At 35.5% G+C, this 21,908-nt stretch carries 19 protein-coding genes and 1 tRNA gene; 9 read left to right on the top strand and 11 right to left on the bottom strand.

Features of this window, described 5'->3' with window-relative positions; all coding sequences use genetic code 11:
* Positions 1-19 precede the first annotated feature (19 nt).
* The 8 genes from frr to PBT89_RS01285 all read left to right on the top strand — a co-directional run bounded on the left by frr (position 20) and on the right by PBT89_RS01285 (position 10,617).
* Positions 20-574, top strand: coding sequence for a ribosome recycling factor (gene frr, locus PBT89_RS01320; RefSeq protein WP_270059515.1), 555 nt, complete (start codon positions 20-22; stop codon positions 572-574).
* A 111-nt stretch (positions 575-685) separates the two neighbouring features.
* The gene (locus PBT89_RS01315) at positions 686-3,145 is read left to right on the top strand and encodes a DUF5686 family protein (protein ID WP_270063054.1); all 2,460 of its coding nucleotides are present in this window, start codon (positions 686-688) and stop codon (positions 3,143-3,145) included.
* Positions 3,146-3,222: 77 nt separating this feature from the next.
* Positions 3,223-5,658 carry an efflux RND transporter permease subunit gene (locus PBT89_RS01310; protein WP_270063053.1) on the top strand — a complete coding sequence of 812 codons (2,436 nt, stop codon included), beginning with the start codon at positions 3,223-3,225 and terminating at the stop codon, positions 5,656-5,658.
* Between the two features lie 146 nt (positions 5,659-5,804).
* Positions 5,805-7,247, top strand: a complete 1,443-nt coding sequence (gene asnS / locus PBT89_RS01305) for an asparagine--tRNA ligase (protein WP_270063052.1) — start codon at positions 5,805-5,807, stop codon at positions 7,245-7,247.
* A gap of 88 nt (positions 7,248-7,335) precedes the next feature.
* The gene (locus tag PBT89_RS01300; RefSeq protein WP_270063051.1) at positions 7,336-7,485 is read left to right on the top strand and encodes a hypothetical protein; all 150 of its coding nucleotides are present in this window, start codon (positions 7,336-7,338) and stop codon (positions 7,483-7,485) included.
* Positions 7,486-7,495: 10 nt separating this feature from the next.
* Positions 7,496-8,353 (top strand): RluA family pseudouridine synthase, encoded by an 858-nt coding sequence (locus tag PBT89_RS01295; protein ID WP_270063050.1) that lies wholly within the window; start codon positions 7,496-7,498, stop codon positions 8,351-8,353.
* A 186-nt stretch (positions 8,354-8,539) separates the two neighbouring features.
* Positions 8,540-10,012, top strand: a complete 1,473-nt coding sequence (rpoN, locus tag PBT89_RS01290; RefSeq protein ID WP_270063049.1) for an RNA polymerase factor sigma-54 — start codon at positions 8,540-8,542, stop codon at positions 10,010-10,012.
* On the top strand, positions 10,012-10,617 hold the full coding sequence (locus tag PBT89_RS01285; protein ID WP_270063048.1) for a hypothetical protein: 606 nt from the start codon (positions 10,012-10,014) through the stop codon (positions 10,615-10,617). Before rpoN ends, PBT89_RS01285 begins: the two co-directional genes overlap by 1 nt.
* On the opposite strand, the gene PBT89_RS01280 is transcribed toward PBT89_RS01285, so the two are convergent.
* The 9 genes from PBT89_RS01280 to PBT89_RS01240 all read right to left on the bottom strand — a co-directional run bounded on the left by PBT89_RS01280 (position 10,612) and on the right by PBT89_RS01240 (position 17,025).
* On the bottom strand, positions 10,612-11,319 hold the full coding sequence (locus tag PBT89_RS01280) for a porin family protein (protein WP_270063047.1): 708 nt from the start codon (positions 11,317-11,319) through the stop codon (positions 10,612-10,614). The genes PBT89_RS01285 and PBT89_RS01280 overlap by 6 nt on opposite strands.
* Positions 11,320-11,419: 100 nt before the next feature.
* Positions 11,420-11,902, bottom strand: a complete 483-nt coding sequence (locus PBT89_RS01275) for an ExbD/TolR family protein (RefSeq protein WP_270059523.1) — start codon at positions 11,900-11,902, stop codon at positions 11,420-11,422.
* 38 nt (positions 11,903-11,940) lie between these two features.
* Entirely contained in the window at positions 11,941-12,555 is a 615-nt protein-coding gene (locus PBT89_RS01270) for an ExbD/TolR family protein (RefSeq protein ID WP_270059524.1), read from the bottom strand.
* Positions 12,556-12,561: 6 nt separating this feature from the next.
* Positions 12,562-12,999: a hypothetical protein gene (locus tag PBT89_RS01265; RefSeq protein ID WP_270059525.1), complete on the bottom strand. Its 438-nt coding sequence runs from the start codon at positions 12,997-12,999 to the stop codon at positions 12,562-12,564.
* A gap of 21 nt (positions 13,000-13,020) precedes the next feature.
* On the bottom strand, positions 13,021-13,827 hold the full coding sequence (locus PBT89_RS01260; protein WP_270059526.1) for a MotA/TolQ/ExbB proton channel family protein: 807 nt from the start codon (positions 13,825-13,827) through the stop codon (positions 13,021-13,023).
* A gap of 70 nt (positions 13,828-13,897) precedes the next feature.
* Positions 13,898-13,985: transfer RNA gene (locus tag PBT89_RS01255), tRNA-Ser, on the bottom strand.
* A gap of 70 nt (positions 13,986-14,055) precedes the next feature.
* Complete coding sequence (locus PBT89_RS01250) at positions 14,056-15,084, bottom strand: asparaginase (protein WP_270063046.1); 1,029 nt, start codon at positions 15,082-15,084, stop codon at positions 14,056-14,058.
* Positions 15,068-16,210, bottom strand: coding sequence for a 1-acyl-sn-glycerol-3-phosphate acyltransferase (locus PBT89_RS01245; RefSeq protein WP_270059528.1), 1,143 nt, complete (start codon positions 16,208-16,210; stop codon positions 15,068-15,070). Before PBT89_RS01245 ends, PBT89_RS01250 begins: the two co-directional genes overlap by 17 nt.
* A 47-nt stretch (positions 16,211-16,257) precedes the next feature.
* A complete protein-coding gene (locus tag PBT89_RS01240) occupies positions 16,258-17,025 on the bottom strand; it encodes a TatD family hydrolase (protein ID WP_270063045.1) in 768 nt (255 codons plus the stop codon).
* 53 nt (positions 17,026-17,078) lie between these two features.
* Here PBT89_RS01240 and PBT89_RS01235 point away from each other — a divergent pair, with 53 nt between their 5' ends.
* Positions 17,079-17,516: a retropepsin-like aspartic protease gene (locus PBT89_RS01235; RefSeq protein ID WP_270063044.1), complete on the top strand. Its 438-nt coding sequence runs from the start codon at positions 17,079-17,081 to the stop codon at positions 17,514-17,516.
* A gap of 255 nt (positions 17,517-17,771) precedes the next feature.
* Here PBT89_RS01235 and odhB read toward each other — a convergent pair whose 3' ends face one another.
* Together odhB and PBT89_RS01225 are read right to left on the bottom strand one after the other, a co-directional pair.
* Positions 17,772-19,049, bottom strand: coding sequence for a 2-oxoglutarate dehydrogenase complex dihydrolipoyllysine-residue succinyltransferase (gene odhB, locus PBT89_RS01230; RefSeq protein WP_270059531.1), 1,278 nt, complete (start codon positions 19,047-19,049; stop codon positions 17,772-17,774).
* Positions 19,050-19,104: 55 nt separating this feature from the next.
* Positions 19,105-21,876, bottom strand: a complete 2,772-nt coding sequence (locus PBT89_RS01225; RefSeq protein ID WP_270063043.1) for a 2-oxoglutarate dehydrogenase E1 component — start codon at positions 21,874-21,876, stop codon at positions 19,105-19,107.
* Positions 21,877-21,908 lie beyond the last annotated feature (32 nt).

Genomic DNA, 21,908 nt, shown 5'->3' with positions numbered 1-21,908 from the left:
AAAATATAGACAATATACCATGGAAGAGGAAATTGAATTAATTATAGATTCTGCTGAAGAAGGGATGCAAAAAGCTATTGCCCATCTTAGAAAACAATTACTAAACATTAGAGCGGGTAAAGCCAGCCCAAGTATGCTAGGAAGTGTTATGGTAGAATACTACGGTTCTCAAACACCTTTAAATCAGGTTGCAAACGTAAACGCGCCTGATGCCCGAACAATTTCTATACAACCATTCGAGAAAGGAACAATTCCTAATATTGAAAAAGGAATTTTACTTGCAAATCTTGGTTTCAATCCAATGAATAATGGGGAAAGCGTAATTATTAGCGTTCCACCGCTTACAGAGGAAAGAAGAAAGCAACTGGTAAAACAGGCAAAAGCTGAAGCTGAAGACGCTAAAATTGGCGTTAGAAATGACAGAAAAACTGCAAATAACGATTTAAAAAAAGCTGAAGTTTCTGAAGATTTACAAAAGAATGCAGAAGCAGAAGTACAGGAACTTACAGATAAATACATTGCCAAGATTGAAGAAATATTAGAGGCAAAAGAAAAAGAAATTATGACCATATAATTCGGGAATTTATTTCTTTATTTACAGTCAAATTAAGTTTGCTTTTTACTGTTTGTAGCGAAACTTAATTTGACTTTTTTTTGATGTCATTTTATAATCCGGGGATACTATATGCGATTAGTTTATACCATTCTTTTTGTCTTTTCCGGTATTTTTGTTAGCGCACAACAAATCCCGGGCAAAGTAATCAATGCGATTACCGGGGAGCCATTAGCTTATGCAAAGATCATTTTACCAGATGGCAGTCAAAAACTTTCTAATCTAGACGGAAGCTTTCAAATAAATGCCCAAAATAAAGAAGACCTAAAAATCACCATTTCTTATCTTGGATTTTATACCAGAGATTTTGAAATTTCAACTAAAAAGAAATTTACGGTTTTTCAGCTTTATCCAGATTACGAGAAACTAAACACGGTTTACCTTTCTTCTTCAAAAAATCCTGCAAATCGCGTTATTCAAAAAGCAATAGCAAATAGAGCTATTAACGATCCAAAGAAAGCTTTAAATGGTTTTGAATATACTTCTTATTCTAAATTTATCATTGACAACGACGAAAACCCTATTGAGCTAACTACAGATACTACTAATACTGAAATTGCTACGATAGTAAATGTTGCCCGTGCTTATCTTTCAGAAAAAGTAACTAAATATTCTTATAACAAAAAACAGGGTGAAAAAGAAGAAGTTTTAGGACTAGAAACCGCTGGATTCGAAGAACCGATCTACGAGGTAATTAGCCTGGATATTTATCCTACTTCATTTTACGAAAATAAATACCCTATTTTTCAAACAGAATATGCTGGCCCACTAGCAGAAAATGCCTTTAAAAATTACGAATATCGTATTCTAGATACCATAAATAGTGATCGCCCGGCTTATCTAATCTATTTTAAACCGAAAAGAGAAAAGCGCATTGCCAGCCTTGAAGGTGTGATCTATTTAGATACCCTAAACTTCGGAATTCAAAAAACCGAAGCTCGCCTTATTGGTCAAATTGATCTTGAAATTAAAGAAGATTATCAATTTGAAAATTCAAAAAATGTGTGGCTACTAAAGAAAAGAGATATTAAAATAAAACCAGGTAGTGGTGGCAAAGATATCTCAGTTTTTGGAGGAAGTATCTCTTTAGGCACTATACAGCGCAGACTTTCAATATCAAGTATCTTCAATAAGGACACCATTCAGCAGAATCTATATTTAGATGCCACTACGGTTAATTATGATTATAATCTTGATAGCGTCCCAAAAGTAAAGAACACTTCAGCAAAAATTAAAGTTAACCCAAATGCGAACGATAGGGATAGTAACTTTTGGATTGACAACCGCAAAGAACCATTCACCAGCAAAGACGAAGCTACAGCGAATTATGTTGATAGCATCATCAACACGAAAAATATTGCACGAAAAATAGAGGTAAAAAAAACAATGGCTAATGGCTATTATCCTTTAGGAGTATGGGATCTACAACTCAATAAGCTATTCAAATTCAATAATTATGAAGGAATTCGATTAGGTTTTGGAGGAAAAACCAATGATCATTTTTCTAAGCGATTTAGTGTAGGCGGTTATTATGTCTATGGTTTTAAAGACAAGAAATCAAAATACAATATCGATGCAAACATTTACTTAAACCGCCCAACACAAACAAGTTTAATTCTTGGCTATACTAATGATATGGCAGAAGTTGCAAGTTTTAATTATTTAAAAGCTCCTCCAAAATTTTATTTGCTTGAGCCCAGGTTTGTAAATATTAATTTCTTCTATTATTATCGCGAATATTATGCAGGTTTAGAACATCGCATAAATCCGCAATTATCTTCTGAAATACGCTTTAGCAAAACCGAAGTTTTGGGAGCAAAAGATTATGTTTTTGCATACGAGGGCGAAAATTATCCTGAGTATAATATTAGTACAATTGGAGTTTCTCTAACCTGGGAACCTTTTAGTGAATATTTAAAAACACCGGAAAAATCTATATTGATAGAAGGGCACTCCCCAAGATTTACATTCCAGTTTGACAAAGGACTGTCTGGTGTTGCCGATGGCGATTTTGATTTTATAAGAACTGGTTTAAAATTCGAATATGAATTAAAACGTCTTAATCTTTCGAAAACTGAAGTAATCGTAGAAGGAAATTATGCCACAGGTGCGTTGCCACTTACGCATACATTCCATGCCTTTCCCAACTCTTCGCGACAGGAAGCTATTTTAAAAAGATTTTCGATAGCAGGAAAGACTAGCTTCGAAACCATGTATTACAACGAGTTCTATAGCGATCGGCTAGCAATGCTCCATCTAAGACATACCTTACCTCCTATTAAATTCTCCAATTTCTTTAAGCCCGAAATTGTTTTAATTAGCCGGCATGCCATTGGAGACATCGATAATATGGATCGCCACCAAAATATCACTTTCAATTCTTTGGAACATGGATACTCTGAGGCAGGACTAGAGGTTAATAATATCATTTCAGGTTTTGGTCTATCCACAGCGTATCGTTATGGCGCTTATAATCTCCCCGGATTTAATCGAAATTTTGCTTTTAAATTCACTTTAAACATCAAGTTTTAAATTATCTGAGTTTAATTCTCAAAATTCTGATTATTAGGTTCTCTTTTGTTAACTTTGCGCGCGCTTAAAAATTACGCATGTCTAAGATCTTCACTTTTGGCTTTTGGAACGCTGTAGCCCGGTTAATTTTACGTAACAGAATTATTATTATCCTGCTTATTGTTGGTATAACCGCTTTTTTTGCTTCGGAATGGAAGTATATGCGATTCTCGTTTACCGAAGCTAACCTATTACCCGACGATCATGAAGTAAACCAGGAATACAATGATTTCCTGGATAAATTTGGAGAAGAAGGGAATCTAATTGTTATGGGAATTAAGGATTCTACCTTATTTCAGGAAAAAAACTTTCAGGCCTGGAAAGATCTTAACGACAGTCTCCAAAAATTCCCGGAAGTAGATTACGCAATTTCTATCGGAAATCTTAAGAAACTTAAGAAATTCGAAGATCCCAAGCGTTTTGAAATGGTTCCTTTCATTGAAGAGGAATCACCAGACAGCTTAGAACTTGCAAACTACGAAAACGAGCTTTTCTCTAGAATGCCGTTTTATGAGAATCTTGTTTACAGTTCTCACTCTAACACCATCCAAAGTGCTCTTTATCTCAATAAAGAGATTGTAAATTCAAAAGCCAGAAAAGATTTTGTAGTCGACCAACTGGTTCCTATGATTAAACAGTTTAAAAAAGACACTGGGATGGATGTGCATGTCTCTGGCATGCCGTATATAAGAACACTTAATTCACAAAACATTGTAGACGAAATTGGGCTTTTTATCGGTGCTGCTTTAGGCGTTACCTCTTTAATTTTCTTTTTCTTTTTTCGATCACTGAGAGCAACATTTATATCTATGCTTACTGTATGTATAGGTGTAATGTGGGCTTTTGGAACGATTGGTTTAATGCGCTATGAAATCACAGTATTAACGGCGCTTATACCTCCACTTATTATTGTAATTGGTATACCCAACTGTATTTTCTTAATTAATAAATATCAGCAGGAAATCCAGAAACATGGTAATCAGGCCAAATCGCTACAGCGTGTAATTGCTAAAGTGGGGAATGCTACATTAATGACCAATATCACTACCGCTTCAGGTTTTGCAACGTTTATTCTAACCGAAAGTAAATTACTGAAGGAATTTGGTATCGTGGCCTCCATCAATATTATAGCCATTTTTATCCTTTCATTACTTATCATTCCGGTGGTTTACAGTTATATGAAAATTCCGAAGTCTAAACATCTAAAACATTTAAACAGACAATGGATTGGCGGTTTTGTAAACTGGATGGAAAAGATGGTAAGAAACCATAGAATTGCGGTTTATTTTACTTCCGTAGCGCTATTGGCAACCAGCATTATAGGCATTTACAATATCAAAATTTCCGGAAGTTTATTGGAAGACATGCCGCAGGAAGCTTCTTTCTTTAAAGATGTGAAGTTTTTTGAACAGGAATTCGACGGAATTATGCCTTTGGAAATTCTAATTGATACCAAGCGACCAAAAGGAGTTTTAAAATCTTCCAGTTTAAAAAGGATCGAAGAACTGGAAAATCTAATTGTTGAAGAACCACAGCTTTCCAAGCCACTTTCTATTACGCGATTGGTAAAATATAGCAAGCAGGCGTATTATAACGGAAATCCAAAATATTACCAACTTCCTACCTCACAAGAGCAAAACTTCATCATTCCTTACACCAAAGGAATGGAAGGTAACGATAATCTGGTAAATACTTACGTAGATAGCACCGGGCAATATGCAAGAATCACTACTTTTATGAAGGATATTGGCACCGACGAGATGGAAAGAATCGAAACCAGTCTTTGGCCAAAAATTCATAAAATATTTCCTGAAGAACGCTACGAAGTTAGCATGACCGGGAAAGCACTTGTTTTCCAAAAAGGAACAACCTATTTGGTCAAAAACCTTGTAGTTTCCTTATCTCTGGCCATTGTGTTAATCGCTTTGCTAATGGCCTGGATGTTTAGAAGTTTTAGGATGATTTTAATCTCGCTTGTCCCAAATTTACTTCCGCTTCTAATAACAGCGGGAATGATGGGATATTTAGGTGTTCCCATAAAGCCATCAACCATTTTAGTGTTTAGTATTGCTTTTGGTATTTCTGTAGATGATACCATTCACTTTTTGGCAAAATACCGGCAGGAACTTAAAGCTAATAATTGGAAGATTAAGCGTTCGGTTTATGCTGCCCTTAGAGAAACCGGTGTAAGTATGTTCTATACTTCAATTGTGTTATTCTTCGGCTTCTCGGTTTTTATGATTAGTAGTTTTGGCGGGACCGTAGCTTTAGGTGGATTAGTATCAGCAACATTACTTTTTGCGATGCTGTCTAATCTTTTACTACTACCCTCGCTATTGCTATCTTTAGAACGAAGTATCGCGAATAAAGAAACGCTTAAAGAGCCTGCAATGCGAATAATTGCGACCGAGGAAGATGAAGAAGAAATCTCTAAAGACGACGAAGAACACAATAGCAATAAAATCGAAAAATAAATTACCATAGCGGCGAATCAAAACCTGATTTTACGAAAAACACCAATTTTGAAGTTCGCCAGCAGTATTTAATCTCGATTATCGAGCAAAGCTTAGCGGCTTAAAGGGAAATTTTTATCTTTGTTTCTTTTCTAAATCTAAAATAAATGATACAGGCTAAAGTTGCTGAAATACTAGAAAGTAACCAGTTTTTACAGGAGTTTAAAATTAGCGGATGGGTGCGTTCGTTTAGAAGTAATCGTTTTGTTGCTTTAAACGATGGTTCTACCATTAATAATTTACAATGTGTTATAGATTTTGAAAAATTTGATCCTGAAATTTTAAAAAGAATTACCGTTGGCGCAGCAATTAGCGTCACAGGAATTTTAAAAGAAAGTGAAGGTAAACAACAACGCGTTGAAGTTGAAGCTAAAGAAGTAAAAATTTTAGGCGATGCCAACCCAGAGGAGGTAAAACTTACTATTCTTTCTCCTAAGCGCCATAGTTTAGAAAAGTTACGTGAACAAGCGCATTTAAGAGTCCGCACAAATACATTTGGCGCAATTATGCGTGTTCGATCAAAATTATCGTTTGCTGTGCACAGTTATTTTCAGCAAAATAATTTTTATTATGTAAACACCCCAATTATTACCGGTAGTGATGCCGAGGGTGCTGGCGAGATGTTTAAAGTAACAAACTTCGACCTTAAAAATCCCCCGAAAAACGAAGATGGCAGTATAGATTATAAAAAAGATTTCTTCGGAAAAGAGACTAATCTTACGGTTTCTGGGCAGTTAGAAGGAGAAACTTTCGCATTAGGTTTAGGTCAAATTTATACTTTCGGCCCTACTTTTAGAGCTGAAAACTCTAATACTTCAAGGCATCTGGCTGAATTCTGGATGATTGAACCTGAAATTGCTTTCTGTGATCTTGATCAAAACATGGATCTTGCTGAAGATTTCATCAAATACGTGGTAAAATATGTTCTTGAAAATTGTAAAGATGATCTTGCATTTTTAGAAGAGCGTTTAGCGAATGAAGATAAATCTAAACCAGCTGCAGAACGTAGCGATATGGGCTTAATCGAAAAACTAAATTTTGTTTTAGAAAACAATTTTAAGCGCGTTAGTTATACGGAAGCGATCGAAATTCTTAAAAATTCGAAACCAAATAAAAAGAAAAAATTCAAATATATTATCGAAGAATGGGGTGCAGATCTACAAAGTGAACACGAACGTTTTCTTGTAGAAAAACACTTTAAATGCCCTGTAATTTTATTTGATTATCCCGCCAAAATTAAAGCATTCTACATGCGCTTAAATGAAGATGGGAAAACTGTGCGTGCAATGGATATTCTATTCCCAGGCATTGGAGAAATCGTAGGCGGGTCTCAAAGAGAAGAGCGTTTAGATGTTCTTCAGGAGAAAATGGAAGAATTAGGAATCGAGGAAGAAGAACTTTGGTGGTATTTAGACACTCGTAGATTTGGTACTTGTGTACATAGTGGGTTTGGACTTGGTTTTGAACGTTTAGTACAATTTGTAACAGGAATGGGTAATATTAGAGATGTAATCCCTTTCCCAAGAACTCCGCAGAATGCAGAATTTTAGATTATAGATCCTTATAAAATTTCAAACCTCACAGCATGATTCAACTGTGAGGTTTTTTATTTAAATTGCATTTCAATCCTTCTTCAGTATGACACTTTATCTAGAAACTATTACTGAAAAAATTAAAGCTCTCAATATTCTCGAAATTGCAGGAATCTTAGCCTCTTTTTATGTGATCATAAAATTCTTTATTTTCACTTTCAATGCAGCACTTGCTGGTTGGAATAATCCTATTTAATTTATTTTTTTTGAAAATTAAAGAAACGCATATTGTTCCTAAATTATCTGAAACTATTAGATTACAAGAATACGCTGCTACTATTTTTGCATCTTTAACCACTCGTAGCGCAATAAAAAAAGCCATTAAAAAACAACTAATTTTAGTCGACAGCAAAATTGGCCAAACGGGAGATTGGGTTTTAGAAGGGCAAAAAATTGAACTACTCCAAGCCGAAATTCAACAAAAATCGTTCAATTTAAAACTGGAAGTACTTTTTGAAGATGAATATATAGCGGTAATTAACAAACCTACTGGCTATCCTACTAGCGGAAATTACTTCAAAACTATTCAAAATGCACTTACATATAATTTATCGCCTTCTAAAGTTATCGATCGGTTAGACGTTCCGCAGCCAGCACATCGTTTGGATAATCCCACCAGCGGAATCTTGCTTTGCGCCAAAACCAATAAAGCACTTATCGAGTTAAACAGGCAATTTCAGAAAAAAGAAATTCAGAAAACGTACACTGCGATCGTAGAAGGTGCTTTTCCAGATGATCAGCAGATTTTTGAAGATAAAATTGAAGAAAGACAGGCGAAAACTTCAGTAAAGCTTTTAAAAAAATTAAGCTATAAAAACAGCAATCTCAGCCTTGTTGCAGCAACACCTATTACAGGCAGGACGCATCAAATAAGAATTCATCTTGCTAAAAATGGATTCCCGATTTTAGGTGAAAAACAGTATGGTTTTCCTGAAATTTCTACTTCTAAAGGTCTTTTTTTAGCGTCTACTGCCGTAGTATTCAAACATCCGATCCATTCAGAAATCCAGGAGTTTAAGATCAAATTCCCGAAGAAATTCTATAGATTTATAGAAAAGCGCTAGCATCCTTAACAAAAATTTACCACAATCATCTACTGTGCCAAAGTACAATCAGCGAACATTTCCGTATTTTTGTGTAGAAGGTATTCTGGAATGTTCAGAATAGCGAATCAAAAATTTAGATTAGAAGTTATCTTTTGGTAAGATGCATTCTTAATCTCGATTATCGAATAAAGCAAACAACTTTATATGCTAAAACAGCAATTAAATTTTAAGTTATCACAAAAGCTATCGCCGCAACAAATCCAGTTGATGAAGCTTATCCAACTGCCTACACAGGCTTTTGAACAGCGCATTAAACAAGAGATTGAAGAAAATCCTGCGCTAGAAACGGGAAAAGACGAGCAGCGCGAAGAATACGAGTATGGTGATGAGTATGAAAACAGAGATTCTGAAGCTGAGTTTGATGATAAAAATGAGATTAATGCTGAAGATATTAATGTAGATGAATATCTAAGTGATGATGAAATCCCAAATTATCGCTTACAAGCCAATAATTATAGCGCAGACGATGAGGATAAACAAGTTCCTTATGCAGCAGGAATTTCTTTTACCCAACATTTAAGAAATCAGCTAAACACCTTAAGGTTTAACGACAACGAATACGAGATTGCCGAATTTCTAGTTGGAAGTATTGATGAGAGTGGTTATATAAGAAGAAACATCCAGGATACTGTAGATGATCTTGCATTTACTCAAAATGTGTATACTGACGAGGAGACCGTTGAAAAAGTGCTTAAAAAAGTACAGGATTTAGATCCCGCGGGCGTTGGTGCACGTTCCCTTCAGGAATGTTTGCTTATCCAGTTAAAAAGGAAAGAAGCAACCCGAGCAGTTAAAACGGCAACTGAAATTATCGATTTATCTTTCGATCACTTCAGCAAAAGACATTACACAAAATTGCTTTCTAAGCATGATATTTCTGAAGACGATTTAAGAGATGCTATTGAAGTAATAAGTCACCTTAACCCTAAACCTGGTGGAGCTTATTCTGGTAACACCAGAATGGTAGAACATGTGATACCTGATTTCACAATTAAAATTGCAGATGGCGAATTAGAGCTTAGCCTAAACGGAAGAAACGCTCCAGAAATGCACGTTTCTCGTGATTACAGTAATATGCTGAAAGGCTACAAAGAGAGCAAAAAGAAAACCAAAGAGCAGAAAGATGCGGTAATGTTTATAAAACAAAAACTGGACGCTGCTAAATGGTTTATTGAAGCCATTAAACAAAGGCAACAAACTTTGATGGTAACTATGAGCGCTATTATGCATTACCAAAAAGAATATTTTTTGAGCGGCGATGAGCGTAATCTTAGACCGATGATTCTAAAAGATATTGCAGATGAAATCGAAATGGATGTCTCTACCGTTTCTCGTGTGGCAAACAGCAAATATGTTGATACCCCGTATGGTACAAAATTGATCAAAGAATTCTTTTCTGAATCAATGAAAAACGATCAGGGGGAAGATGTGTCTACAAGAGAAATTAAAAAGATCCTAGAAATGTCTATTGAAGAGGAAGATAAGAAAAAACCACTGACAGATGAAAAGCTTGCGAAAGTGCTTAAAGATAAAGGCTACCCGATAGCCAGAAGAACTGTGGCAAAATATAGAGAACAATTGGATATTCCTGTAGCACGTTTACGTAAAGAAATTTAATGAAAGTACTTTTAAAGCTTGCTTCCTATTTGTTTCATCCCATTTGGATGCCATTTGCGGGCAGTTTACTATATTTCTCATTAACTCCCCGATTTTTTCCTGAAGAGGTAATTAGAGCTAAATTATTAGCCATAGCGATTATAACAGTCTTTATCCCGATAGTATTTTTTTTTCTTCTGAAAAACCTAGGTAAGGTAACGAATATGGCTTTGAGTGAAGTTGAAGAACGCAAATGGCCGCTTTTCTTTTTTAGCATTCTCTGCTTAATGGTGCTTAACCAAATTTTAGATCGCTATAATTATCCAGAGGTTTACTTCTATTTTGTAGGAATTTTAGGAGCAACTGCTATCGCTTATGTATGTACGTTATTCAGAATAAAAATTAGCCTACACATGATGGGATTAGCCGGTTTTACAGGCTTTTTAATAGCGTTTAGCCGTTACTTTCACATCAATTTAATTTTGGCCACATCTGGACTTTTAATAGCTCTTGGCTTAACGGCTAGTTCTAGACTCTATTTAAAAGCTCATACTAATACAGAACTGGTCTTGGGATGTTTAGCAGGTATTTTACCGCAAATGTTGCTCTTTTATTACTGGCTATAGAATATAAAACATTAAACCTACTCGTAAAGTAGAAATACTCACATCTTCCCCCTCTACTGTAGCGCCATCAAAAAACGGATTTAAACCGTAATAGATCTGAAAATTAAACGTACTATAACCAAAGGTAAAACTTGCACCTAGCCTAAATCTTTCCAATTCTGGCACATCGCTTTGTTTCACAGTATTTCCTGTTTGCTTTAAAATAGACCGAAAATGATATATATATCCTAATTTAAGACCAGTATAAATACGCCAAAATTTGTAGGAATCGAAAGTAGATGTTCGCCACCTAAACTGAATTGGCGCTTCAATTAAAAAAGTATTAAAACGATTGGAATCATAATCAATCCCATCTTGATTTAAATTTCGAAAAACACTATTACCATCTTGATCTTCACCAATAAATAGATTTTGACCAAAACTATCAAAGGCCAAACCAAGGCCAATTCCAATACCAATATTTCGATTTTCATTTAAAGGGATATCACGTATAAAACCGCCACTCAAGCCTGCCGAGAATCCGTTTTGATCCAAAAATTCTGGCTGATCTGTGATAAAATTAAAACTTAGACCGAAATAAAATTGATCTTCCCTATAGCTACTATCAATAACTGTAGGAATACTATCGGCAAAAGCAGGATTAGTTTGCTGTGCACGCGCAGCTAAACCCCAAAAAAGGAAAATTAAAAATTTATATTTCATGAAATCGATATACCTACAATCCAAAGTAAATATAAAAAAACATCCCATCCTGAAATAAGGATGGGATGTTTTTAATACTATTTAAAACTAGACAGCCAGATTAATTCTGAGCTTGGGTTGCATCACCCTGTATAGTTGTATAGTTAATTTTAAGCGCTTCAGCTTTTCTAAGTTCTTGTTTAATATCAGACACGAGTCCCATATTAGTCTCTTTATCAACTTTTAAAGCTGTAGTTAAATATGGTATTAATTCTTCTCTTTTCTGATCTCTTTCAGAATAAATAAAAGATTGTACTTCACTAACATCTGCAAACTTATCGTTTAACTGAATCCTAGCTTCTGTACCATATTTTTGCTGATATCTCTGGCTTGGCTTACCGGCATAGATATACATTACCAAATCTTTTTTATCAAGCTTTTCAACTTGATCTGCAGTAGGCAATGAATTCTTAACCATTAGCGTAGTCTCACGCATCGTTGTCGCTACCATAAAGAAAAACAGTAACATAAATACAATATCGGGTAACGACGCTGTACTGATCGCAGGTAAATCACCAGACTTTTTCTTTTTAAATTTAGACATAATAAATGGTCAAATTAAATTTAGTTTTAAAAAGGCTGTTAACCTTTAGGCTCTGCTTCAGAAAGCTTTTGAGGAATCAAATCTTTAATAGATTCGATCTTCTCCTTTAAAGACTCCTTTCTACCTTCACCTGTCTTTGGATCATTATACTCTGCCTCCAAATTAACAAATGTAGTTCCGTACAAACGTTTAGCTTCTCTATCTCTTAATTCATTATAAGCAGCCACCAATTCGTTCTGAACGGCGATATAAGTACCATATTCTGTACCCCTGTTATTTTGTAAAGAGATAATAGCTTTTTGTGGGTTTACAGAGGATTCTGCACTTCCTGCACCCTGGCAAAAACTACAAGCTTCACTTCCTGATCCTCCTCCGTTATCTAAGAAATTAAAAGCAGCTTGACGCAGATCTTTCAATTCCATCTCTTCGTCTTCCACCAAAAGATCATTATTACTGTTCAATACAACAGTAAAAATATTTCTTTGTTTAATCTTTGGTGGCTCCGGTTGATTTTCGTCCTGCCATGGCGGTAACTTCCTACTAATACCCTTATCGGTCTCGATGGTTGTAGTTACCAAGAAGAAGATAAGAAGTAAGAAAGCAATATCTGCCATAGATCCCGCATTTACTTCGGGTGATGATCTTCTAGCCATAGGTTCTTAACTTATTAGTTTTTTCACTCCTGAAAATACCATAGATAAAATTGCTAATGCAGCCAAAATGTAAAAAGCTACTAAACCAGCTCCTGCCCAATGATCTGTGGACGCACTTACATACTCACCTGTACTTGTAGTATGCTCGTAACCGCTAGTAGAGAAATATGCAATTAAAATAACTACTGCAAATGCTACAATTCCTATAATGGTATTTTTAATATTGCCTTTAAATAAACCGGCAATCACAAATATCACAACTAATGCTATAACAACTCCTAGAACAAGATATGAAATCCACATCATTGGCTCTAAAACGCTATTTTGAACATCAACTGATGCCTCTATTGCTTCGTCACCGGCTGCAATAACCCTACCTAAAAAGATAAGCCCAAGCACGCCAATAACTAACGCAACATATTTTAAAATTTTATGTAATGTCATAACTTTTATAGTCAGATCTAATTAAACTCTCTTTTTGTTTTTGTAATCTACAAGCATATCGATTAACAAGATAGAAGCATCTTCCATATCGTTTACGATACTATCGATCTTAGCGATGATATAGTTATAGAAAATCTGAAGGATAATCGCAACAATAAGTCCAAATACCGTAGTAAGAAGTGCTACTTTAATACCTCCAGCAACAAGAGATGGTTGCATATCACCAGCAGCCTCAATTCTATCGAATGCCTGGATCATACCAATTACCGTACCCATAAACCCAAGCATAGGAGCAAGAGCGATAAATAAAGATACCCAAGATACGTTTTTCTCTAATTGACCCATTTGAACACCACCGTAAGCTACTACTGCTTTCTCTGCAGATTCGATGCTTTCATTAGCGCGATCAAGCCCTTGATAGTAAATAGAAGCAACAGGTCCTCTTGTGTTTCTACATACTTCTTTAGCAGCTTCAATACCTCCGCTGTTTAATGCTTCTTCTACATTACGAGCTAATTTTTTAGTATTAGTACTGGCAAGGTTTAAATAGATAATTCTCTCAATGGCAATTGCCAGACCAAGAATAAGACAAAGAAGAACGATACCCATAAATCCAGCACCACCTTCAATAAAACGTTTTTTTAATTCCTGATGAAAACCTAGAGATTCTTCTTCGTCTGCATCAGCCGTTGCCGCAGCTTCATCGTCCTGTTGAACGAAAGTCGCTAACGTACCTGGCAATGTGTTCACCATGTTTGCCGCCTTAAGATTACCGGCACCTAACACCATAATCGCAGCGATTACCAAAATAGAAAATAATCTTTTCATTACTGTTTGTCTTAATTTAATTAGTTAAAGGGTTAAAGATATAAAAATAATTTTTCAATAAAAACACCAGCAGAGAGGAAGGGATTCGAACCCTCGATACGCTTTTGGCGTATACACACTTTCCAGGCGTGCGCCTTCGACCACTCGGCCACCTCTCTATATTCATGTTTTAAATGGTGCGCCAAATAACAAAAAAATTTGTTCACCATCAAGTATGATTCGTTAATTTTACGACATTTCACCTCTCAATGAGGTTTCGTATATAGTTTTAAAGACTTTCTGTGTTAAATTTTTATCTAGTAAGTACATTAATTTAGCAATTGCAGCTTCGGTAGTGATGTCTTTACCCGAAACCACACCTATTTTCTTCATTGCGACACTAGTTTCGTAATTTCCCATCGCAACACTCCCTCCAGCACACTGTGTAACGTTAACTACTTTAAGACCATTGCTTATTTTTTCTTCAAGCAAATCTAAAAACCAGGTTTGTGTTGGCGCATTGCCACTGCCGTAAGTTTCTAAAACGACACCTTTCAGATTTGGATAACTAAAAATATGATTTACTATTTCCTTAGTAATACCGGGAAACATTTTTAAAACAAGTACATCGGTATTAAAATTAACATGCAATTTTAGCTGTTGCTTTCTGCTTTGTTTCCAAAGTATTTTAGAGTTTACTGCTAAATGTACTCCAGATTCAGCTAATGGCGGATAATTTAACGAAGCAAATGCCTGAAAATGCTCTGCATTAATTTTTGTTGTTCTATTGGCTCTGTACAATTTATATTCAAAATAGAGCCCAACCTCTGTCACAACAGGACATCCATTTTTTTGCAAACCTGCAATCTGTATACTGGTAATCAAATTCTCTTTAGCATCTGTTCTTAAATCACCTATTGGTAATTGAGACCCTGTAAAAATCACCGGCTTATTTAAATTCTCAAGCATAAAACTTATCGCGGAAGCCGTATAAGACATCGTATCACTACCATGTAATATTACAAAACCGTCATAACTTTCGTAGCTATCATAGATAATTTTTGCAATTTTTCTCCATTCCTCAGGATTCATATCTGAAGAATCTATAGGATGCTCAAAACTTAAAGTATCTATTTCATTTTCAAGAATATTCAATTCAGGAATATTCTGCAAAAGATCATTAAAATTAAAAGGTTTAAGAGCACCGGTACTATAATCCTTGATCATACCAATGGTCCCACCAGTATATACTAAAAGAATTCTAGCCCTTGTTGCCATCCACCGCTTCTTTGTTAATTACAGGATTGGCATACATCAAAAGATAACTGTTAAGTTCCAGAGAATTTTTAAAATCTACTCTACGTTTTAAACGTCTCTCGAATCTTCTTTTATCCTTCTCTGAATATTTTGAGGTATAAAGTTCTGTATTATTTAATAAATCCTGAGCAATGTAATTTGACGGCCATAGCGCATAATTTTTATGGATTTGATTGTCCACTCTATTCGCTATTTCTCCTAACTGCTCATTAACAGAGTCAAAATCATTTTCTATTTGATCAAACAAGGCCGGTTCCATTATATCTCCGGCGTTAATATGAATTCTACCTTTAATTCCTAAAATACCCTGAATGATCGATTTAAAATCTTCATCTGGCGCTTTTACATATTTTTCTTTCATTCTTTTAGAAAGAATCTCGGGCATTTTCAAAACATCAGTAGGATCAAACTCATACGATATAGAGATTGGTACAATTTTAATTTTCCCAAAATATTCAGTTAAACTTAAATCGCCTTTTGCCATTCCTAGCATCTTAAGCACACCCTGCTGCGTATAATCGCTCCCGTCTTTAGTCCTACCTTCACGCTGTGCCATCCAGACCGATCTTTGATCTTCAAGCAGCATCTTTCTTATGAAAGTAGATAATTCCAGAGAACTTTTAAACATTTCACGAGGACTCAATTTTCGGCGTACCAAAAAGTTTCTGTTCAATTTGGATAAAGCCATCAAAAAGGTTTTCTGCACCAAGTTATCGCCAATAGCAGAAGCCGTCATTACCAAATCATGATTATAAAGAGTATAATTTAGTAAAGAAGTATCTAAAATTATATCGCGATGCGTAGAAAGAAAAAGATAAGACTCTCCAGGCTTCAATTTTTCAAACCCGCTATCGGTAACTCCATCCGTACTTTTTTCAATGATTTTTCCTACCGAATGATAGATAATTTTAGTTTGAAAATCCCGGATACTTTTACAGCTAAACACAATATCCTTAATTTCCTCGGAAGATTTCTCCGGAAATGTAAAATGAAGAAGCGCCTTCATCATTGGATGTTTAATGTAATACTGAAGGGCCTCCTGGACCTCCTTTTCATTATAAAATCTTATATCTTCAAAGTCTCGCACGTGTCTGGCTTATTAAGCAAATGAACAAAAAATTAACTAATTTCAGTTTAAATACCGAATATATCTTTTGAATTCTCTGTGGTGATTTTAGCAATTTCTTCTAAAGGCTTCTCATAAATTTCCGCTAATTTTTCAGCAACATTCAAAATGTAAGCAGATTCATTTCTTTTTCCGCGGAAAGGAGTTGGAGCAAGATATGGCGCATCGGTTTCTAAAACTATATTACTTAAAGGTATAGCGTTCAAAAATTTATCAATCTTACCATTCTTAAAGGTTACAACCCCTCCAATTCCTAATTTCAGATTATATGAAATTGCCCTTTTTGCCTGTTGTTCGGTTCCCGTAAAACAATGAAAAATACCAAAAAGATCTTCTCCTTTTTCTTCTTCCAAAATTTCAAAAACCTCATCAAAAGCTTCTCTACAATGAATAACGATTGGTAATTTATACTTCTTCGCTAATCTAATTTGAAATCTAAAAGCTTCCTGCTGAATGGCAAGCGTGCTTTTATCCCAATACAAATCGATACCAATCTCACCCACTGCTATAAAATCTCTTTGCTGAAATTGATCTTCGATAAATTGAAGCTCTTCTTTAAAATTCTCTTGAACATGAGTGGGATGCAACCCCATCATTAAATGAACATGCTCGGGGAAAGACTTTTCCAAATCATACATTCTATCTGCGTAAGTAGAATCGATTGCTGGGATAAAAAAACGCTCAACTTTAGCATCTATTGCTCGCTGTATCATTGCCTCACGATCTTCATCAAAAGATTCGCTATATAAATGTGTATGTGTATCTGTAATAATCATGTTTGCAAAAATAATTTATTTTGAAAACCTATCTTTGTTCAAAACTAAAAAGAATGGCGAGTATTAAGAAAATCCTGAAAGAAAAAGGATATGAAAGCATAAAATTTAAGTTCACCAAAACCAATCATCTAGAAATCGTTGCTAAAATTAATAAGATTGAAGGAAATTTTATTTTAGACACAGGAGCATCGAGTACCTGTGTTGGCATAGACAGTATAGAGCATTTTGATCTTTTACCAGAAGACAGTGATGTTAAAGCGGCGGGTGCGGGCGCATCAAATATGCTTACTCAGATTTCGCAAAAAAACAAAATTGAAATTAAAGGTTGGAAGAAGAAAAAAATAGATCTTGTTCTTTTCGATCTTCGCCATGTAAACGAGGCTTTATTACAACATGATGCTGAAAAAGTACACGGGATTATTGGCGCTGACATTCTAAAAAAAGGCAAAGCGATTATAGATTATAAATCTAAAACGCTGTTTTTAAAATAGGGGTTTTCTCCCCTTTTAGGGTTCCTTAATTAAATATAAATTTGAGCAACCAATGTTAGATTTATGTTTTACGCTAAGAAAAAATATTTAAAACCTCATCCAGCATCATACATTCTTGTCGTTGCAGTAATAGGTATTTTAATTATGAATATTCTTAGCCTGGTTTATTATCATTAAAAAGATTTACCTAACCAACTAAAACTTAAAAAGGGAAGCTTTCGCTTCCCTTTTTTATTTGAACATGGATCGTAATTCTTAAAGCTCTAAAGCTCTTTTTACATCATTATCCATTAATAGTTCTTCTGGATTTTCAATTGCCTCTTTAACTGCTACTAAGAAACCAACAGATTCTTTACCATCTACAATACGATGATCATATGATAGCGCCACGTACATCATAGGTCTAATTTCCACATGGCCATCGATAGCGACAGGACGATCTACAATATTATGCATTCCTAAGATACCACTTTGTGGTGGGTTGATAATTGGTGTAGACATCATCGAACCAAAAACACCACCGTTAGTAATAGTAAAAGTACCTCCAGTCATTTCATCAACTGTAATTTTACCATCACGAGCTTTTAGTGCAAGTCTCTTAACTTCTTCCTCAACTCCTCTAAAGCTTAAATTTTCTGCGTTTCTCACTACCGGAACCATCAATCCTTTTGGACCTGAAACGGCAATACTAACGTCTTTATAATCATATTTTACCTGAAAATCTCCGTCTATCATAGAGTTTACATCAGGATACATATCTAAAGCACGAACAACAGCAAGAGTAAAGAAAGACATAAATCCTAAACTTACACCGTGCTTATCTTTAAATTCTTCTTTATACTTTTTTCTTAGCGCATAGATTGAAGACATATCTACTTCGTTAAAAGTAGTAAGCATAGCAGTTTCACTTTTAGCAGCTACTAAACGCTCTGCAACCTTACGTCTAAGCATAGACATTTTCTTACGAGATTCTCCACGTTTTCCTGTACCGGGAGTTCCCATAGAAGCTTTTGCCTGTACAGCATCGTCTTTTGTAATTCTACCATCTCTACCGCTACCATCTACAGATTTAGGGTCTATTCCTTTTTCATCTAAGATCTTTTTAGCTGCCGGTGATGGACTACCAGAAGCATGGCTATCTTGCTTCTGAGAAGGCGTTGAAGATTTTGATGGCTTTTCAGTTTTTGCTGGAGCCTTATCGCTATCTTCTTTAGATTCTTTTTCTTCCTGCTCTTCTTTTACCTCTTCTTCTGCACTTTCATCTTTGCTGTCATCATCTCCTCCACCTGGTTTATCAGCTTCAGTATCAATTAAGCAAACTACTTCACCAACACCAACGGTATCGCCTTCTTCTGCTTTTAGCGTTATAATCCCGCTAGCTTCAGCAGGTAATTCCAGGGTAGCTTTGTCACTATCGACTTCAGCTATTGCCTGATCTTTTTCAACGTAGTCCCCATCTTCTACCAACCATTCTGCGATTTCTACTTCGGTTATAGATTCACCGGGGGATGGAACTTTCATTTCTAAGGCCATGTTCTTCTTTTTTATTTTGCTTTCTGGATAAGCCAGAAAATTTATTCTAATTTAATTAATCTTCAGTTAGTGATTTATCAAACACACAATCAATAACGCGTTGATGTCTTTTCTTAAAGCGAACTGCACTACCAGCTGCCGGAGAACCGTAAAATTTACGGCTGCAACATCTAAATTTTTTCGCTTCGTCTATATGCATTAACATATGACCGTACGCTCCCATGTTTTTTGGCTCTTCTTGTGCCCAAACAACATCATCTGCGTTTTTATATTTGCTCATGACTTCTCTCATCTTCTCTACCGGAAGTGGAAATAACTGCTCTATTCTTACTAAAGCAACATCATCACGCTCGTTTTCTTCTTTATACTCTAAAAGATCGTAATAAAATTTACCGGTACAAAATACTAAAGTTTTCACTTTGTCTGCCTTAGCTTCTGGATCGTCAATAAGCATTTTAAAGGATCCTTCAGCAAACTCTTCTTTAGTTGAATTTACTCTGGAATGTCTCAACAAACTCTTTGGAGTGAAAATGATTAATGGTTTTCTAAAACCAAATTTCATTTGTCGTCTTAACAAGTGAAACATATTCGCCGGAGTTGTAACATCGGCAACAAACATATTATCCTTTGCACATAGCTGAAGAAAACGTTCCATTCTTGCTGAAGAGTGTTCTGCTCCTTGGCCTTCATAACCATGAGGAAGAAACATTACCAATCCGTTTTGCAATTTCCATTTGTCTTCTGCAGCAGAGATATACTGATCGATCATGATCTGAGCTCCATTCACAAAATCTCCAAACTGAGCTTCCCAAATCGTTAGCGTCTTTGGACTGGCCATGGCATATCCATAATCAAATCCTACAACACCATATTCAGATAAAGGCGAATTATAAATAAAGAAGTCTCCTTCTCTACCTTCTATATTATTATGAAGAATAATTTCTTCTTCGCTATCTTCAACTTTTAATACAGCATGACGATGCGAGAATGTACCACGCTCGCTATCCTGACCACTAATTCTTACATTAAATCCTTCAGCCATTAAGGTTCCATACGCCAGATGCTCTCCCATAGACCAATCTAACTTATTATCCTCAAAGTACATTTTCTCCCTTAAATTGATAATTTTATTAACCTTTTTAAGGAATTTCTTACCTTCAGGAAGCTTAGATATAGCCTTTGCCACTCTATCCAGTTCATCCATTTTTACAGTCGTATCGATATCCTCAATCATCCGATCTTCCTGTACATTTTCATAGCCATCCCACTCATCTTCCATAAATGGAGTAATTCTGGTGGTATCTTCTTTTCGTGAATCTTCTAAATCTTCTTCAAGCTTCGTTTTGTAATCGTTCTCTAGCTTTTCTATATAAGATTCGTCAATTACACCGTCTTTTATAAGTTTTTCAGCATAAATATCTCTTGCGTTTTTATGCTTCGCTATTGCTTTATAAAGTTTAGGTTGTGTAAATCTTGGCTCGTCCCCTTCGTTATGTCCATATTTTCTATATCCTAATAAATCTATGAACACATCTCGTTTGAACTGCATTCTAAAATCGAGTGCAAAAAGTACAGCATGTACTACAGCTTCAGCATCGTCTGCATTTACGTGAAGTACCGGAGACAAGGTAACTTTAGCTACATCTGTACAATAAGTAGAAGATCTAGCATCTAAATAATTGGTTGTAAAACCTATCTGGTTATTCACAACTATATGGATAGTACCGGCATTCTCGTAACCTTCCAGCTTTGCCATTTGCACCACCTCGTAAACAACGCCTTGAGCAGCTACAGCTGCATCACCATGCACTAGGATTGGCAAGACTTTAGAAGGATCCCCGCTATAACGGCGATCTCTTTTTGACCTTGCTATACCCTCTACTACAGGACCAACAGTCTCTAAGTGAGAAGGGTTTGGAGCAATATTAATATTAATTTCTTTACCGCTACTTGTACTTCGGCAAGATGTCCAACCTAAATGATATTTTACGTCTCCGTCGAATATATCCTGTTCGTAATCTTTACCGTCAAATTCGCTAAAAATATCTTTAGCCGATTTACCAAAAATATTGGTAAGGGTATTTAATCGACCTCGGTGAGCCATTCCCATTACAAAATCTTTGACTCCTTTCTCTGCAGCGCCTTCGATTAATGCATCTAAAGCCGGAATCAAAGTTTCTCCACCTTCAAGAGAGAATCGCTTTTGACCAACATATTTTCTATGTAGAAAACCTTCAAAAGCGACAGCTTCATTCAGCTTTCTTAAAATCTGCTTTTTCCTGCCTGTTTCAAACTGAGGATGGTTTTCATTAACATTCAGTTTTTTCTGAATCCAATCGATTTCCTCAGGTTTTCTAATAAACATATACTCCACTCCAATGGAGTCGCAGTAAATATTTTCAAGATGCTTGATTATATCTTTCAATTTTTTAGGACCAATACCTAAAATATCACCTGCGTTAAAAGTAGTATCTAAATCACCTTTACTTAACCCAAAAGTTTCGATATCAAGTGTAGGCTCATATTTTCTTCTTTCCCTAACGGGATTTGTTTTTGTAAATAAATGCCCGCGTGTACGATAGCCGTCGATTAGTCGAATAACCTGAAATTCTTTTAAAACGTGATCTGGCATTTGGCCTTCCTCAAACGTTACCGGAGCCTCATCTAAAACATCTGATGAGACACCGTTTTGCTCCATTCCAAAATCAAAACCCTGAAAGAATGCCCTCCAACTGGGCTCTACACTATCTGGGTATTGTAAATATTGATCGTATAATTCGGCAAAATATGCGGTATGTGCGGCATTAAGAAATGAAAATCTATCCATAAGTGGAAACTAATGTTTCTATAAAGTGTAAA

The sequence above is a fragment of the Zunongwangia sp. HRR-M8 genome (assembly GCF_027594405.1).
Classification (GTDB): domain Bacteria; phylum Bacteroidota; class Bacteroidia; order Flavobacteriales; family Flavobacteriaceae; genus Zunongwangia.
This window is presented reverse-complemented; position numbering and strand designations above follow the sequence as displayed.

Bases quoted from the DNA above. Each gene is read 5' to 3' on its own strand.
- PBT89_RS01310 (WP_270063053.1), top strand. From the start codon at position 3,223: ATGTCTAAGATCTTCACTTTTGGCTTTTGGAACGCTGTAGCCCGGTTA.
- rpoN (WP_270063049.1), top strand. From the start codon at position 8,540: ATGCTAAAACAGCAATTAAATTTTAAGTTATCACAAAAGCTATCGCCG.
- PBT89_RS01300 (WP_270063051.1), top strand. From the start codon at position 7,336: ATGACACTTTATCTAGAAACTATTACTGAAAAAATTAAAGCTCTCAAT.
- frr (WP_270059515.1), top strand. From the start codon at position 20: ATGGAAGAGGAAATTGAATTAATTATAGATTCTGCTGAAGAAGGGATG.
- PBT89_RS01275 (WP_270059523.1), bottom strand. From the start codon at position 11,902: ATGTCTAAATTTAAAAAGAAAAAGTCTGGTGATTTACCTGCGATCAGT.
- PBT89_RS01270 (WP_270059524.1), bottom strand. From the start codon at position 12,555: ATGGCTAGAAGATCATCACCCGAAGTAAATGCGGGATCTATGGCAGAT.
- PBT89_RS01225 (WP_270063043.1), bottom strand. From the start codon at position 21,876: ATGGATAGATTTTCATTTCTTAATGCCGCACATACCGCATATTTTGCC.
- PBT89_RS01280 (WP_270063047.1), bottom strand. From the start codon at position 11,319: ATGAAATATAAATTTTTAATTTTCCTTTTTTGGGGTTTAGCTGCGCGT.
- asnS (WP_270063052.1), top strand. From the start codon at position 5,805: ATGATACAGGCTAAAGTTGCTGAAATACTAGAAAGTAACCAGTTTTTA.
- odhB (WP_270059531.1), bottom strand. From the start codon at position 19,049: ATGGCCTTAGAAATGAAAGTTCCATCCCCCGGTGAATCTATAACCGAA.
- PBT89_RS01265 (WP_270059525.1), bottom strand. From the start codon at position 12,999: ATGACATTACATAAAATTTTAAAATATGTTGCGTTAGTTATTGGCGTG.
- PBT89_RS01240 (WP_270063045.1), bottom strand. From the start codon at position 17,025: ATGATTATTACAGATACACATACACATTTATATAGCGAATCTTTTGAT.
- PBT89_RS01260 (WP_270059526.1), bottom strand. From the start codon at position 13,827: ATGAAAAGATTATTTTCTATTTTGGTAATCGCTGCGATTATGGTGTTA.
- PBT89_RS01235 (WP_270063044.1), top strand. From the start codon at position 17,079: ATGGCGAGTATTAAGAAAATCCTGAAAGAAAAAGGATATGAAAGCATA.
- PBT89_RS01250 (WP_270063046.1), bottom strand. From the start codon at position 15,084: ATGGCAACAAGGGCTAGAATTCTTTTAGTATATACTGGTGGGACCATT.
- PBT89_RS01315 (WP_270063054.1), top strand. From the start codon at position 686: ATGCGATTAGTTTATACCATTCTTTTTGTCTTTTCCGGTATTTTTGTT.
- PBT89_RS01285 (WP_270063048.1), top strand. From the start codon at position 10,012: ATGAAAGTACTTTTAAAGCTTGCTTCCTATTTGTTTCATCCCATTTGG.